At 71.9% G+C, this 13,809-nt stretch carries 15 protein-coding genes; 10 read left to right on the top strand and 5 right to left on the bottom strand.

The window, feature by feature from the left end; translation table 11 throughout:
• The first annotated feature begins 30 nt into the window (after positions 1–30).
• Genes hsaA through hsaB form a run of 4 tightly spaced genes read left to right on the top strand, consistent with a single transcriptional unit; the run spans position 31 to position 3,487 of the window.
• Positions 31–1,209: a 3-hydroxy-9,10-secoandrosta-1,3,5(10)-triene-9,17-dione monooxygenase oxygenase subunit gene (gene hsaA / locus ACCP09_RS27150; RefSeq protein WP_027935032.1), complete on the top strand. Its 1,179-nt coding sequence runs from the start codon at positions 31–33 to the stop codon at positions 1,207–1,209.
• Position 1,210: 1 nt separating this feature from the next.
• A complete protein-coding gene (gene hsaD / locus ACCP09_RS27145; RefSeq protein ID WP_027935033.1) occupies positions 1,211–2,056 on the top strand; it encodes a 4,5:9,10-diseco-3-hydroxy-5,9,17-trioxoandrosta-1(10),2-diene-4-oate hydrolase in 846 nt (281 codons plus the stop codon).
• Position 2,057: 1 nt separating this feature from the next.
• Positions 2,058–2,960 carry an iron-dependent extradiol dioxygenase HsaC gene (gene hsaC / locus ACCP09_RS27140; RefSeq protein WP_027935034.1) on the top strand — a complete coding sequence of 301 codons (903 nt, stop codon included), beginning with the start codon at positions 2,058–2,060 and terminating at the stop codon, positions 2,958–2,960.
• Positions 2,957–3,487 carry a 3-hydroxy-9,10-secoandrosta-1,3,5(10)-triene-9,17-dione monooxygenase reductase subunit gene (hsaB, locus tag ACCP09_RS27135; protein WP_378336516.1) on the top strand — a complete coding sequence of 177 codons (531 nt, stop codon included), beginning with the start codon at positions 2,957–2,959 and terminating at the stop codon, positions 3,485–3,487. Before hsaC ends, hsaB begins: the two co-directional genes overlap by 4 nt.
• Here hsaB and ACCP09_RS27130 read toward each other — a convergent pair.
• Complete coding sequence (locus tag ACCP09_RS27130; protein WP_433751401.1) at positions 3,456–4,829, bottom strand: MFS transporter; 1,374 nt, start codon at positions 4,827–4,829, stop codon at positions 3,456–3,458. The genes hsaB and ACCP09_RS27130 overlap by 32 nt on opposite strands.
• 122 nt (positions 4,830–4,951) lie before the next feature.
• Between ACCP09_RS27130 and ACCP09_RS27125 the strand changes: the two genes are divergently transcribed.
• Positions 4,952–6,151: a M20 metallopeptidase family protein gene (locus ACCP09_RS27125; RefSeq protein ID WP_027935037.1), complete on the top strand. Its 1,200-nt coding sequence runs from the start codon at positions 4,952–4,954 to the stop codon at positions 6,149–6,151.
• Positions 6,148–7,368 carry a metal-dependent hydrolase family protein gene (locus ACCP09_RS27120; RefSeq protein WP_123685531.1) on the top strand — a complete coding sequence of 407 codons (1,221 nt, stop codon included), beginning with the start codon at positions 6,148–6,150 and terminating at the stop codon, positions 7,366–7,368. The genes ACCP09_RS27125 and ACCP09_RS27120 overlap by 4 nt, the downstream gene beginning before the upstream one ends.
• 202 nt (positions 7,369–7,570) lie before the next feature.
• Here ACCP09_RS27120 and ACCP09_RS27115 read toward each other — a convergent pair whose 3' ends face one another.
• Positions 7,571–8,374 carry an alpha/beta fold hydrolase gene (locus tag ACCP09_RS27115; protein ID WP_433751398.1) on the bottom strand — a complete coding sequence of 268 codons (804 nt, stop codon included), beginning with the start codon at positions 8,372–8,374 and terminating at the stop codon, positions 7,571–7,573.
• Between the two features lie 69 nt (positions 8,375–8,443).
• Here ACCP09_RS27115 and ACCP09_RS27110 point away from each other — a divergent pair, with 69 nt between their 5' ends.
• A complete protein-coding gene (locus ACCP09_RS27110; protein ID WP_433751396.1) occupies positions 8,444–9,094 on the top strand; it encodes a hypothetical protein in 651 nt (216 codons plus the stop codon).
• A gap of 56 nt (positions 9,095–9,150) precedes the next feature.
• Here ACCP09_RS27110 and ACCP09_RS27105 read toward each other — a convergent pair whose 3' ends face one another.
• Positions 9,151–10,002 (bottom strand): SDR family oxidoreductase, encoded by an 852-nt coding sequence (locus ACCP09_RS27105; RefSeq protein WP_433751394.1) that lies wholly within the window; start codon positions 10,000–10,002, stop codon positions 9,151–9,153.
• Between the two features lie 121 nt (positions 10,003–10,123).
• On the opposite strand from ACCP09_RS27105, the gene ACCP09_RS27100 reads away from it, so the two are divergent.
• Positions 10,124–10,522: a winged helix-turn-helix transcriptional regulator gene (locus ACCP09_RS27100; RefSeq protein WP_027935042.1), complete on the top strand. Its 399-nt coding sequence runs from the start codon at positions 10,124–10,126 to the stop codon at positions 10,520–10,522.
• A gap of 25 nt (positions 10,523–10,547) precedes the next feature.
• On the opposite strand, the gene ACCP09_RS27095 is transcribed toward ACCP09_RS27100, so the two are convergent.
• Entirely contained in the window at positions 10,548–11,408 is an 861-nt protein-coding gene (locus tag ACCP09_RS27095) for a LysR family transcriptional regulator (RefSeq protein WP_433751392.1), read from the bottom strand.
• Positions 11,409–11,498: 90 nt separating this feature from the next.
• Here ACCP09_RS27095 and ACCP09_RS27090 point away from each other — a divergent pair, with 90 nt between their 5' ends.
• Complete coding sequence (locus ACCP09_RS27090; RefSeq protein WP_433751390.1) at positions 11,499–12,350, top strand: TIGR03620 family F420-dependent LLM class oxidoreductase; 852 nt, start codon at positions 11,499–11,501, stop codon at positions 12,348–12,350.
• Here the strand turns inward: ACCP09_RS27090 and ACCP09_RS27085 are convergent.
• The gene (locus ACCP09_RS27085) at positions 12,347–13,072 is read right to left on the bottom strand and encodes a class I SAM-dependent methyltransferase (protein WP_433751388.1); all 726 of its coding nucleotides are present in this window, start codon (positions 13,070–13,072) and stop codon (positions 12,347–12,349) included. The genes ACCP09_RS27090 and ACCP09_RS27085 overlap by 4 nt on opposite strands.
• A gap of 71 nt (positions 13,073–13,143) precedes the next feature.
• Here ACCP09_RS27085 and ACCP09_RS27080 point away from each other — a divergent pair, with 71 nt between their 5' ends.
• Positions 13,144–13,587: a pyridoxamine 5'-phosphate oxidase family protein gene (locus ACCP09_RS27080; RefSeq protein ID WP_123685538.1), complete on the top strand. Its 444-nt coding sequence runs from the start codon at positions 13,144–13,146 to the stop codon at positions 13,585–13,587.
• The last annotated feature ends 222 nt before the right edge of the window (positions 13,588–13,809 follow it).

Below are 13,809 nucleotides of genomic sequence, written 5' to 3'. Positions count from 1 at the left end.
GAGAAAAGACATGACGGACGGGGCGTGCAGATGACCGATCAGGATGGTCGCGGGGTGCTGGCCGGGGTCCGGGAGCTGCTTCCCGTCCTGCGGGAGCGGGCCCAGGAGACCGAGGACGCGCGGCGCATTCCGGACGAGTCGATCAAATCGCTGCAGGAGACCGGGTTCTTCAAGCTGCTGCAGCCGAAGACCTTCGGCGGCTACGAGGCCGACCCGGTGACCTTCTACACCGCGGTGAAGCTGCTGGCGAGCGCGTGCGGGTCCACCGGCTGGGTCGCTTCGATCCTCGGGGTGCACCCGTGGCACCTCGGGTTGTTCGAGCCGCAGGCGCAGCAGGACGTGTGGGGCGAGGACGTCGACGTGCGCATTTCGTCGTCGTACGCGCCGATGGGCAAGGCGACCGTCGTCGACGGCGGGTACCGGCTGACCGGCCGGTGGAGCTTCTCCTCCGGCTGCGACCACGCGACCTGGGTGTTCCTCGGCGCGCCCGCCTTCGACGCCGAGGGCAGGCCGGTCGACTTCTGCACCTACCTGCTGCCGATCAGCGACTACCGGATCGAGGACGTCTGGGACACCGTCGGCCTGAGCGGCACCGGCAGCAACGACATCATCGTCGAGGACGCGTTCGTCCCGGCGCACCGCGCGCTGAGCTTCCAGGCCACCTCGAAGTGCCGCACCCCGGGGCAGCAGATCAACCCGGGGCCGTTGTTCAAGCTGCCGTACGGGTCCGTGCACCCGTCGACGATCACCGCGCCGATCATCGGCATGGCGCAGGGCGCGTACGAGGCGCACGTGGAGCACCAGCGCAACCGGGTCCGCGCCGCCTACATGGGCGAGCAGTCCAAAGAGGACCCGTTCGCGAAGGTGCGGGTCGCCGAGGCGGCCAGCGAGATCGACGCCGCGTGGCTGCAGCTGACCCGCAACATCGACGAGCTGTACCAGCTGGCCTGCCGCGGCGAGAAGCTGCCGTTCGCCACCCGGCTACGGGTGCGGCGCGACCAGGTGCGCGGCACCGAGCGCGCCATCGCCGCCGTGGACCGGCTCTTCGAGAACTCCGGCGGCCGCGCGCTCAAGCGGGGCACACCGATCCAGCGGTTCTGGCGCGACGCGCACGCCGGCCGCGTGCACGCGGCGAACGACCCGGAACGCGCCTACATCATGTACGGCAACGGCGAATTCGGCGTGCCCGTCGAGAATGCGATGGTGTGACGTGACCGAGGGCAAGTACGCCGAGGTCGGCGGCGGCCTGCGGCTGCACTACCACGAGGCCGGCACTGAGCACGCGGAAACCGTGGTGCTGCTGCACGGCGGCGGGCCGGGCGCCTCGGCGTGGAGCAACTTCTCCCGCAACATCGAGGTGTTCGCCAAGTCCTTCCGCGTCCTCGCGGTCGACCAGCCGGGGTTCGGCAAGTCGGACAAACCGACCGAGCACCCGCAGTACTTCACGCACAGCTCGACGGCGGTCGTCGGCCTGCTCGACGCGCTGGGCGTCGGCAAGGCGCACCTGGTCGGCAACTCGCTCGGTGGCGGCACCGCGGTCCGGCTCGCGCTGGACCACCCGGACCGCGCCGGGCGGCTCGTCCTGATGGGGCCGGGCGGGCTGAGCACCAACCTGTTCGCGCCGGACCCGACCGAGGGGGTCAAGGCGCTCGGCCGGTTCGCCGCGCCGCCGGGGCCGAGCAAGGAGAAGCTCGCCGCGTTCCTGCGGCTCATGGTGTTCGACCCGGCGCTGATCACCGACGAACTGGTCGAGGAACGCTACGCCAACGCGAGCACGCCCGAGTCGCTCGCGGCGATGCGCGCGATGGGCGCGTCCTTCGCCGGCGCGGACTACGAGCAGGGCATGCTCTGGCGTGAGGCCTACAAACTGCGGCAACGCGTGCTGCTGATCTGGGGCCGTGAGGACCGCGTCAACCCGCTCGACGGCGCGCTGGTCGCGCTGAAGACGATCCCGCGCGCGCAGCTGCACGTGTTCGGCCGGTGTGGACATTGGGCCCAGGTCGAGAAGTTCGACGAGTTCAACCGCCTGGCCCTCGACTTCCTGCGAGGTGAATGAGATGGGCATCCGCTCACTGGCGTACCTGCGCATCGAGGCGACCGACATGGCCGCCTGGCGCGAGTACGGGCTCAAGGTCCTCGGCATGGTCGAGGGCAAGGGCTCGCACCCGGACGCGCTCTACCTGCGGATGGACGACTTCCCGGCGCGGCTGGTGATCGTGCCGGGGGAGAGCGACCGGCTCGCGGTGGCCGGCTGGGAGGCCGCCAACGCCGCCGAACTGGACGAGGTGCGGGCGCGGCTGGACGCCAACGGCGTGCCCTACAAGGAGGGCAGCGCCGAGGTGCTGGCCGAGCGGCGCGTCACCGAGCTGATCAGCTTCGACGACCCGTCGGGCAACACCCTGGAAGTGTTCCACGGCGTCGCGCTGGAGCACCGGCGCGTGGTGAGCCCGTACGGGCACCGGTTCGTCACCGGCGAGCAGGGCCTCGGGCACGTCGTGCTGTCCACCCACGACGATGACGCCGCGCTGCGGTTCTACCGTGACGTGCTCGGCTTCCGGCTGCGCGACTCGATGCGCCTGCCGCCGCAGATGGTCGGCCGGCCCGCCGACGGGCCGCCGGCGTGGCTGCGGTTCTTCGGCTGCAACCCGCGCCACCACAGCCTGGCCTTCCTGCCGATGCCGACGCCGAGCGGGATCGTGCACCTGATGGTCGAGGTGGAGAACACCGACGACGTCGGGCTGGCGCTGGACCGCGCGAAGCGGCGCAACGTGCCGATGTCGGCGACCCTGGGGCGGCACGTGAACGACCTGATGCTGTCGTTCTACATGAAGACGCCGGGCGGGTTCGACGTCGAGTTCGGCTGCGAGGGCCGCCAGGTCGACGACGAGTCGTGGATCGCGCGGGAGAGCACCGCGGTCAGCCTGTGGGGCCACGACTTCAGCGTCGGGATGCGGAAGTGATCTCGTCCGCGATCGAGCCGGCGCGCTTCCGCCAGGTGCTCGGGCACTTCGCGACCGGGGTCACGGTGGTGACCACGATGGACGACGGCGAGCCCGCCGGGTTCGCGTGCCAGTCGTTCGCCGCGCTGTCGCTGGACCCGCCGCTGGTGCTGTTCTGCCCGGCCCGCAAATCGCGGACGTGGCCGGCGATCGAGCGCAGCGGGCGGTTCGCGGTCAACGTCCTGGCGGAGGGGCAGCACCGGGTGAGCGCGGTGTTCGGGGCGCGCGGCGCGGACAAGTTCGCCGCCGTCGAGTGGGAGCCGGCGCCGTCCGGCTCCCCGGTGTTGGAGGACGCACTGACCTGGGTGGACTGCGCCGTGGAGACCGTGTTCGAGGCGGGTGACCACTTCGTGGTGGTCGGGCGGGTGACGGCGCTGGGGGAGGCGTCGAACGGGCGGCCGCTGCTGTACTACCGCGGCCAGTACACCGGCGCGGCGCCGGTCAAGGCGGACGTGCTCAGCTGGGCCGGCCCGGACGACTGGCTGTGACCGCCTCACCGGCGATCTCGTCGACCGACCGGCCGGTGGTGCGCGGGCCGAACACCGCGGTGATCAGGATGAGCAGCACCATCGCCAGCGCGACGACCACGAACACCGCGGTCGCGCCCTCGGCTTCCAGCAGCGGCAGCAGCAGGTACGGCATCGCGGCGGTCGCCAGGCGGGACAGCGAGTAGGCCGAGCCGGCGGCGGACGCGCGCAGGCTCGTCGGGAAGATCTCCGCCTGGTAGGCGTGGTAGGCGTTGGAGAACACGTTGCTGATCGCGGTGTAGCAGAAGCCGAGGATCGCGATGGCCGCGCCGCCGGTGGAGTAGCCGAAGGCGAGCCCGAAGAGCGCCATGCCCGCCGCGGCCGCGACGATGAGCCACTTGCGCTGGAAGCGGTCCATCAGCGGGATCGACAGCGCGGAGCCGATCGGGTAGCCCAGGAAGGACAGGGCGCTGAACGTCAGCGAGTGGGCGACGTCGAAACCCTTGGCGGTCAGGATGATCGGCACCAGCGAGCCGAAGCCGTAGTAGCCGAACACCTGCAGGACCTGGAACGCGGACAGCATCGCGGTGCGCGTGCGCCACGGCTTGCGGAACAGCGCGCGGAACCGTTGCGGCTGGGCTTCTTCGTGGCTCGCCGGTGGCACGTCGAGCGTCGTGCGCGCGGATTTTTCCAGTCGCTGGACGACTTCCTCGGCTTCGGCGTGCCGTCCCTGCGCGATCAGCCACCGGGGCGATTCGGGCAGACCGGTGCGAAGCGCCCACACGATCGCCGCGCCGAGCGCGCCGATCACGAAGAGCCACCGCCAGCCGTCGACGCCGAGCGGCGCCTCGCCGACCAGACCGCGTGCGAGGAACCCGGCCGCGGGGACGCCGCAGAAGCCGATGGTGTAGGCCCAGGCAGTGGCCTTGCCGCGGGCGTGCGCGGGCAGCAGGTCGGCCAGGTAGGCGTCGGCGAGAGGCAGTTCCGCGCCGATGCCGATGCCCGCGACGAACCGGCAGACCACCAGCATCCAGACGTCCGTGGAGAACGCGCCGAGAAGTGTGAACAGCGAGTAGACGCTGAGGGTGAGCAGGAAGGCGCGCCGCCTGCCGATGCGGTCGGCGAGCCTGCCGAGCGTCACGGCGCCGACGAAGGCGCCGAGGAAGGCCGACGCCAGCAGCGGCTTGGTTTCGGCGCCGGACACGCCGAACTCCTTGGACAGCACGGTGCTCACGGTGCTGGCGAGGAAGAGGTCGTAGAGGTCGAAGAAGGTCGCCACCCCGACGACGGCGATGAGCAGGCGGTGGAAGCGCGTCACGGGCAACCGGTCGAGCCGGGCGGTCATCGACGACGGGGCGGTCATGGTCGGAAAGTTATCTCCCGCACGCCGATGTTGACAATGGTTGCCGGATTCGTCCGGAGTGCCAGAATGCGGCCGTGTTCGCGCGGCTGGGGTAGAGCCCGCACTCCGGTTACGCTTCCGGGATGGATCTCAGGCAAGACGCGCACGCGATGTCCGACGACCTCGTGGCACTGCGGCGCGCGCTCCACCAAGTGCCCGAACTCGGCCTCGACCTGCCCCGCACCCAGGAGACGGTTCTCCAGGCCCTCGACGGGCTGCCCCTGGAGATCAGCACCGGCACCGGGCTCTCGTCCGTCACCGCCGTGCTGCGCGGGCAGGGCGGTGACGGCGATGTGGTGCTGCTGCGCGGCGACATGGACGCGCTGCCGGTCACCGAGAACACCGGCGCCGCCTTCAGTTCCCGGCACGAGGGGCGGATGCACGCGTGCGGGCACGACCTGCACACCGCCGGCCTCGTCGGCGCCGCGCGGCTGCTGTCGGCGCACCGCGACCGCCTGGCCGGGGACGTGGTGTTCATGTTCCAGCCCGGCGAGGAGGGCCACGACGGCGCCGGGCACATGATCGCCGAGGGCGTCCTGGACGCGGCGGGCCGTCCGGTCGCCGAGGCCTACGGGCTGCACGTGGTGTCGGCGATGATCCCGCGCGGCCGGTTCGTGTCCCGCCCCGGCCCGATCATGGCCGCCGCCGACGGGCTGTTCGTCCGCGTCCTCGGCGCGGGCGGGCACGGGTCCCGTCCGCACGTCGCGCTCGACCCGGTGCCTGCCGCCTGCGAGATGGTGACGGCGCTGCAGACCATGGTCACCCGCCGGTTCAGCGTGTTCGACCCGGTCGTGGTCACCGTCGGCACCTTCCACGCGGGCACCCAGCGCAACATCATCCCGCCGGAAGCCCGGTTCGAGGCCACCATCCGCAGCTTCTCGAAGGAGGCGCGGGAGCGGGTGGCGGAGCTGGCCGTCCCGCTGTGCCGGGACATCGCGGCGGCCCACGGCCTGGAAGCCGAGGTCATCTACTCGCCCGAGTACCCGGTCACCGTCAACGACCCGGGCGGGCACGAGTTCGTCGCCGAGACCGTGCGCGAGGTGTTCGGCGAGGAGCGGTTCACGGAGGCGCCGGATCCGGTCACCGGCTCGGAGGACTTCTCCCGCGTGCTGGACCGGGTCCCCGGCGCGTTCGTGTTCCTCGGGGCGACGTTCGCCGACGACCCCGACTCCGCGCCGTACAACCATTCCCCGGAGGCATCGTTCGACGACAGCGTAGTGGCCGACGGCGCGGCGCTGCTCGCGTCGCTGGCCGCGCGGCGGTTGAGCGGAGCGACGGCATGACCCGGATCCTGTTCGCCGGTGGCCGTGTCTTCGACGGCACCGGCAGCGACCCGTTCGACGCGGACGTGGTGGTCGAGGACGGCCGCATCGCCGCGATCGGCACCGGCCTGGACGGCGACGAGGTCGTCGACTGCGCGGGCACCACGCTGCTACCCGGGCTGTTCGACTGCCACGTGCACGTCACGGTGTCCGACATCAGCCTGATCAAGCTGTTCCAGAAACCGTTTTCCTACCAGTTCTACGAGGCGGCGCGGAACCTGCGCAGCACGCTCGAACTGGGCATCACGACGGTGCGCGACGCGGGCGGCGCGGACCTCGGCATCAAGAAGGCACAGGCGGACGGGCTGATCAGCGGCCCGCGGCTGGAGATCTCGATCGGCATCATCAGCCAGACCGGCGGGCACGGCGACGACTGGATGCCTTCTGGGCACTGCGTTCCGCTGACGCTGCCGCACCCCGGCCGCCCGCACGCGGTCGTCGACGGGCCGGACGAGATGCGCAGGGCGGCGCGGGAGTTGCTGCGCGCGGGCGCCGACGTGCTCAAGGTGTGCACGACCGGCGGGGTGCTCTCGCCCGGCGACGACCCACGGCACACGCAGTTCACCCCGGCCGAGCTGGACGTCCTGGTCGCCGAGGCCGCCATGCAGGGCAAGGCGGTGATGGCGCACGCGCAGGGCACCGAGGGCATCAAGAACGCGGTGCGGGCGGGGATCCGGTCCATCGAGCACGGCATCTACCTCGACGACGAGGCCATCGAACTGATGCTGGCGCACGGCACCTGGCTGGTGCCGACGCTCATCGCGCCGATCGCGGTCATCCGCGCGGCCCGGGCGGGCGCGGCGCTGACCGACGAGATGATCCGCAAGGCCGAGGACGTGGCGGAGGTGCACGCTTCGTCGATGCGCCGGGCGGTCGAAGCCGGGGTGAAGATCGCGATGGGCACCGACAGCGGCGTCGGCCCGCACGGCACGAACCTCGAAGAGCTGCCGTTGATGCAGGCGGCAGGCATGAGCCCCGGCGAGGTCCTCGCCGCGTCGACGTCGTCGGCCGCGGAACTGCTCGGGTTCGGCGACTCGCTGGGCAGGCTGGAGCCGGGTTTCCGCGCGGACCTGGTGGTCGTGTCCGGCGACGCCTACGACCTGGCCGCGTTGCCGGGGCGGATTCGCGAGGTGTGGCAGGACGGCGTGCGCGTGGTGGCGCCGGGCTCGCAGAAGTGAGAAGACCCCCGGGCCGCGCCGAAACTGGGGGAGGAAGGCGCGGCCCGGGGGCCTCGCTCCAGCGCCCGAGGGGGAGGTAAGCGCCGGAGCACCGGCCGGTGTGAAACTGGGGAGGATGACACCGGCCGTGTGGAGTCAGGATAGCGCGCGTTTCGGCGCGCGGACCGCTTTCACAGGAACTCGACAGGTTTCGGCGTGGTGGTCAGAGGACCAGGTCGGCGAGAACGGTGTTCAGAGCCTCGGCGAACGCTTTCGCGTTGCGCTGGGGGGCGAGGTGCGCCCCGGGCAGTTCGACGAACGGCAGGCCAAGTTCGAGGGCGAGCGCGCGGGCCGGGCGGTAGTGGTAGTAGCCGCGGCTGCCTTCGCCCGCGGTGAGCACGATCGGCACCGGGCCGCGGCGGAGTGCGTCGAGGTCCGGCAGGTAGCGGTAGAAGCCGACGAGTTCGCGGTCGAACAGCAGGCGCCACTCGTGTTCGTGCGGCAGGCGCACGGTTTTCAGCGGGGGCAGCCCGGCGCCCGCGATGGAGCCCAGGAACCCCTGGAACGCCGCGAAGACGTCGCCGTCCGCGCTGAGGGCGGCTTGCTCCTCGGCGAACTCGAGCCACTCGTCGGCGTCCGGCAGCAGACCGACGGCGGGCGGCTCGTGGACGACCAGCCCGCTGACGACGTCCGGGTGCCGGACGGCGAGCTCCAGCCCGATCTGACCGCCTGCGCTGCTGCCGAACACGAGAGCCTTGCTGTAGCCGAAGTGCTCGACGACGGCGCGCGCGTCGTCAGCGTGCCGCGCGACGGTCAGCGGCCCCTCCGTGGAGTCCGTGCTGCCGAAGTGCCCGCGCCGGTCGTACCCGAGAACGGTGAAGCGGGTCGCGAGCTGCTCGGCGAGGGCCCGGTAGGAGGCGGCCGCCCCGGTTCCCCCGGGCACCAGCAGCAGCGCCGGGCCGGCCCCGCTCCGCTCGACGTGCAACTCCCCGTCCGGCACCGGGCACGCGCCGCTCTCCGAGATCATGGGCGCAGTCAAGCACAAGAGGAGCGACGGACGATGCCCGGTGGTCGCCGTCCGTGGAGAGGAACCGAGATGACTTCCCTTCCCGGCTATCGGCGGGCCTTTCTCAGGATCATGGTCCGCGCCGCGTCGCCGACCGGAGAGGTCGGACAGCAGCTTGGCCGAGCGCTGGCCGTGTTCGGCGCAGTGGATGTTTCCAGCCTGGGCCGGTACTACAAGGACGAGACACTGCTGGAGTTCCGCGCGACGCTCGAGCCGGCCGGCCGGGTCGGCGACTGCATTGCGGCGCTCCGAGCGCTCGCGCCCGAGGGATGGCGTGACAGCCCGGTCGGGCCGGCCTGGGTGCGGCCGGGCCACGGCCGGGTTTCCCTCCTGCACCCGGAACTCGAGTGGGTGACCGTCAGCCCCGCCGAAGCGGCCGTGCCGCCCCGCTTCGTGCCCGGCGATCTGGTGCGGATCCTCGACTGCCCCGCGGCACGGGATGACGGTCTGGTGGGGGAGGAGGCGGAGATCCGTGGCAGCAGTACACCGGCGACCGATGCCGACCCGTGGGGGTACGCGGTCCGCCCGAGCGGCTGGGACACACTCATCTGCTTCGACGAGCCCGACCTGGCGCCCACCGGGCGCCGCGTTTCGGAGGCAGAACCCGTCGAACACAGGGTGATCAGCGTCCAGCCGGACGGCACCGTGACCGGCTCGTACGTCACGCCTTCCCAGGCCTAGATGCCTTCGACGGTCTCCGTCATCCGCCTTCCAGGAACATCCACAGTGGACGTTCCTCAGGCTTCCTTCAGTGCGGCGGCAAGACCGTCGCCCAGCGGGGTCGTCGGGCGCCCGATCAGCGCCGCCAGCTCGCCGGTCACCTCCGCGAGCGTGCCCTCGGCGATGTTCTGGTCCAGCGCCACCACGAACCCGGCCGTCTCCGCGGGCAGCCCGGCCTCGATCAGCGCCGCGCGGTGCTCGTCGGCGGTCAGGTTGTGGTAGCGGATCTCCTTGCCCGCGATGGCGGAGATCTCGGCGGCGAGGTCGTCGAACGTCCACGCGACGTCGCCGCCCAGTTCGTACACGTTGCCCTCGTGCCCGTCGCCGGTGAGGACCGCCACGGCGCCCGCGGCGAAGTCGGCCCGCGTGGCGCTCGCGACCCGGCCCGCGCCGGCGCTGCCGATCAGCACGCCGGTCGCGATGGCCTGCTGGGCGTTCTGCACGTAGTTCTCGGTGTACCAGTTGTTGCGCAGGATCGTGAACGGCACGCCGGACGCGCGGATGATCTCCTCGGTCGCCTTGTGCTCGGGCGCCAGCACCAGCGGGGTGTCGTCCGCGTGCGGCGCGCTCGTGTAGACGAGGTGCGCGACGCCGGCCGCCTTCGCGGCGTCCACCACGGCCTGGTGCTGCGGAACCCGGCGGCCCACGGCGTCGCCCGAGATCAGCAGCACCTTGGTCGCGCCGGCGAACGCCGCCGCGAGCGTCTCCGGCCGGTCGTAGTCGGCTTCCCGCACTTCGACGCCCAGGTCCGCGGCCTTCTCCGGGCTGCGCACCGCGGCGACGATCTGGTCGGCGGGCAGCTTTTCGCGCAACCCGGCGATGACGTGGCGGCCCAGCTGGCCGGTGGCGCCGGTGACGACGATGGTCATGTTCTCGCTCCTTCTCGGACGTCTGCTCACCGCTGAAGTTAGTACTAACTTCTGGAAAGTGCCAACCCTGGGTGAGTACCGTCACCGGGAATAGTGGGCGCCACCAGGTATCCTCGGTGTCATGAGTTGCGACGCCGAGCATGACCAGTTGGTCGCCGACGTCTTCGCGCGCGCGTGCACGTCGCGCGGGGTGCTGGAGCACGTGACGGGACGCTGGGGCACGCTCGCGCTGGCCGCGCTCGCCGAGGGGCCGTTCCGGTTCAACGCGTTGCGCCGCAAGGTCGACGGCGTCAGCGAGAAGATGCTGGCCCAGACATTGCAGGCGCTCGAACGCGACGGTTTCGTGCACCGCGAGGCCGAGCCGACGATCCCGCCGCGCGTGGAGTACAGCCTGACGCCGCTCGGCGCCGAGGTGGCCGGCCGGCTGCGGGAGTTGATCGAGCTGGTCGAGGGCCGGGTGGCGGAGGTCGAAGCCGCGCGCCGAGCGTACGACGAGGCGAAGTCGGCGGTCGCGCGCTAGGTCGGACCTTTGGGGTCACACGGGATCAGGCGGCCGTGGCGTCACCGAAGGCCGTCACGTGGGCCGCTGCGCAGGAGCCGGGGAGGTCGCCCGGCACGACGACACTGCCCGTGATCGTCGTTCGCGGCTCGAGCGGGATCGCGCGCACCCGGGTGGAGCGGATCTCGATCACCTGGTCGGCGGGCAACACGGTCCAGCTGCGCGGATCGGAGCCGACCTCGACGATCGTGTCGTGCACCGTCCCCGCGCGGTGCGCCGGTGGTCCCTGGAGTCCGACGTCCGGCAGCGCGCCGAGCACCGACGGATCGTGGTCCTGGGAAGTCTTCAGGGGACCGGCGGCCAGCTCGGCAACGCCGACGGTCGCGCGCCCGGCGGCGGGGTGCCGCGTGGACACGACCGCGAACAAGGCTTCGGTCCAGGTCGGCAACACCCGCAGCCCGGGGGCCGAACGCACTTCCCGCGCCAGGGCCAGGTCGATCTCCCCCTGCCGCAGAGCGTTCAAGCGGGCGGTGAGCGGCAGGTCGACGAGCACGACGTCGAATCCCGGGGCCTGTTCCCGCAACGCGTCGATCCCGCGTTCCAGCCGGGCGGTGAACTGCCCCGCGCCGGTCCCGATGCGCATGACACCTGCCCGCTCGCGTGCCGCGACCCGAACCCGATCGGCGGCCGCGAGCGCCTCCCGCGCGGCGGCGAGCACCCGGTGTCCCGCCTCGGTCAGCCGGACGCGGCGCGGTGAGCGGTCGAACAGGCGGACCCCCAGCTCGCGCTCCAGTACCGCGATCTGCCTGCTGACCGCCGGCTGAGCGATGTGCAGCCGCTCGGCGGCCCGGCCGAAGTGCAGCTCGTCGGCGACCGTGACGAAGTACCGCAACGCCCGTAGTTCCACCCGGTCTCCTCTGCGACGATGCTTCGAGGTTATCGCTGTGCGGCAGCCTTGGTTCTGGTTCCCGGCGAGCCCTGGTGGTGGAGTCGGGACATGGACATCGATCTCGGTCTGCTCGGCGCGCACCTGCGCGAGCACGAAGTGAACCCGGACCGCGCGGTCGAGGTGGAGCGCGCCGGCTACGGCACGCTCTGGCTGGACGCCTCGCCTCCGGCGGACCTCACCCTCGCGGAGGAGCTGCTCGACGCGACCAGCCGGCTGACCGTCGGCACGAGCGTGGTGAACGTCTGGACCGCCGACGCGGAAACCGTTGCGACCTCCTACCACCGGATCGAAGCCAGGCACCCCGGGCGCTTCCTGCTCGGCGTCGGAATCGGCCACCGCGAAGTGCACGCCGAATACGCCTCCCCGTACGACACGCTGGTGTCCTACCTGGACCGGCTCGCCGGCGCGGGCGTGCCGTCCGACCGCATCGTGGTGGCCGCGCTCGGGCCGAGGATGCTGCGCTTGGCCGGGGCGCGCACCGCCGGAGCCATTCCCGGCATGGTCACCCCGGAGCACACCCGGCGGGCCCGCTCGATCCTCGGCCCCGGGAAGCTGCTGTTGCCCGGGCATTTCGCCCTAGTCGAGCCGGACGTGGACCGAGCCCGCGCCGTCGCCCGGTCCGCGCCGCCCGGGGCCGCGCTGGGTGTGCACAACTACGCGAGCAACCTCCGGCGTCTCGGCTTCACCGAAGACGATCTGTCCGGCGCGGGCAGCGATCGGCTCATCGACGCTCTCGTCGCACACGGCGACCAGGCCACCACGGCGACCCGGCTGCTGGCCCACCGAGCGGCAGGCGCCGACCACGTCGGCGTCTACCCCCTCGGCGACGACCCGATCGCCACACTCGTCGAAGTCGCGGAGGCGGTGCAGGTCAGTGGTGAACCGGGGCTGCCGTGCTAGTCGCGCTGGGCCAGGAACACGAACTCCATGCCGGGCCGGTCCGGGGCGTCCCGCACGTCGGCCACGCGGAATCCCTGTGCGGCAAGGCTTTCCTCGACCTCGTCGCGCTCCCGGAACCGCAGCGTCGAGTCCGATGTGACCACTTCGCCGTCGGCCAGGAACCGGTACGTGAAGCGGAACGACACCAGCGGCAGGCTGACGTCCGTGACCTCCATGCGGCGCTCCACGCGGCCGGCGCCGGGCACGTCGAGCACCAGCGGGCCGGTTGCCGCGGCCCAGTCCTCCCAGGCCCGCCGTTCCGGGCGGCGCGTCTCGAACACGAAGTGCCCGCCCGGCCGCAGCCCGGTCCGGATGCCCGCGAGGGTCCGGGCCCAGTCTTCGTCGGTGAGGAACACCTGCGCGACGTTCCCGGTCATGGCGGCGAGATCGCCGGCGGCCGGGGGCAGATCGGTGACGTCGCCGTGGATCCAGGTGATCTTCCCGTCCGGATCCTTTTCGCGGGCGACCGCCAGCGACGCCTCCGCGGGGTCGACGCCGACGACGGTGCGTCCCTTCGCGGCGAGGAGCACGGCCAGGCTGCCCGTGCCGCAACCGACGTCCAGCACGCGTTCGGCCTTGAGCTCGTCGGCGATCGACAGGTACAGGTCGAGGTCGTCCCGCTCGCCGTCGAAGGTGTCGTAGACCTGGGCGAGGCGCGGGTGGGCGAAGATCGCGTCGGGCACGGCAGGCACCTTAGCCGGGCGGCGGTGCGCGCGCTCCCGATTTTGTCGGTACCCCCTGTCACACTGCGGACGTGACCAACTGGAGGGAATTCGAAGAGCAGGCGCCGTCGCTGGCGGCGGCGGTGCGTGAGCGGTTGACGGCGGCGGAGACGCACGTGCTGGCGACTCTGCGGCGGGACGGGTCGCCCCGGGTGAGCGGCACCGAGGTCGACTTCCACGGGCCCGACCTGTTCATCGGGTCGATGTGGGGCGCGCGCAAGGCGCACGACCTGCAGCGCGACGGCCGGTTCGCGCTGCACGCCCACCCATCCGCCGACGGCGACGCGAAGCTGTCGGGGATCGCCGTCGAGATCACCGAGAAGGCCGTCCTGGACGCCGTCCAGGGCGACATGCAACCCAGCCACCTCTTCCGGCTCGACCTCCAGCAGGCGGTGCTGACAACGGTCGAGGGCGACAAGCTGGTGGCGACCACCTGGTGGCCGGGTCGGGAGGTGGTGCGTTTCGAGCGCAAGTGAGACCAGGTACGAGGACACCCCGCACGTGGCCGACGTGAGGGTGGGCTTGACGCTGGTGGACGGGCCTTGGTGGCTGCGTCGCGGGGTGCCGGGGGTTGCCGTGTCGCGGTGAGCTGGGGTGGCCGCGCCGGGGTGCCGGGGGTTGCCGTGTCGCGGTGAGCTGGGGTGGCCGCGCCGGGGTGCCGGGGGTTGCCGTGTCGCGGTGAGCCGGGGTGTCGGGCT

Origin of the sequence: Amycolatopsis sp. 3B14, from assembly GCF_050958625.1 — a bacterium.
Lineage (GTDB): Bacteria > Actinomycetota > Actinomycetes > Mycobacteriales > Pseudonocardiaceae > Amycolatopsis_E > Amycolatopsis_E thermoflava.
This window is presented reverse-complemented; position numbering and strand designations above follow the sequence as displayed.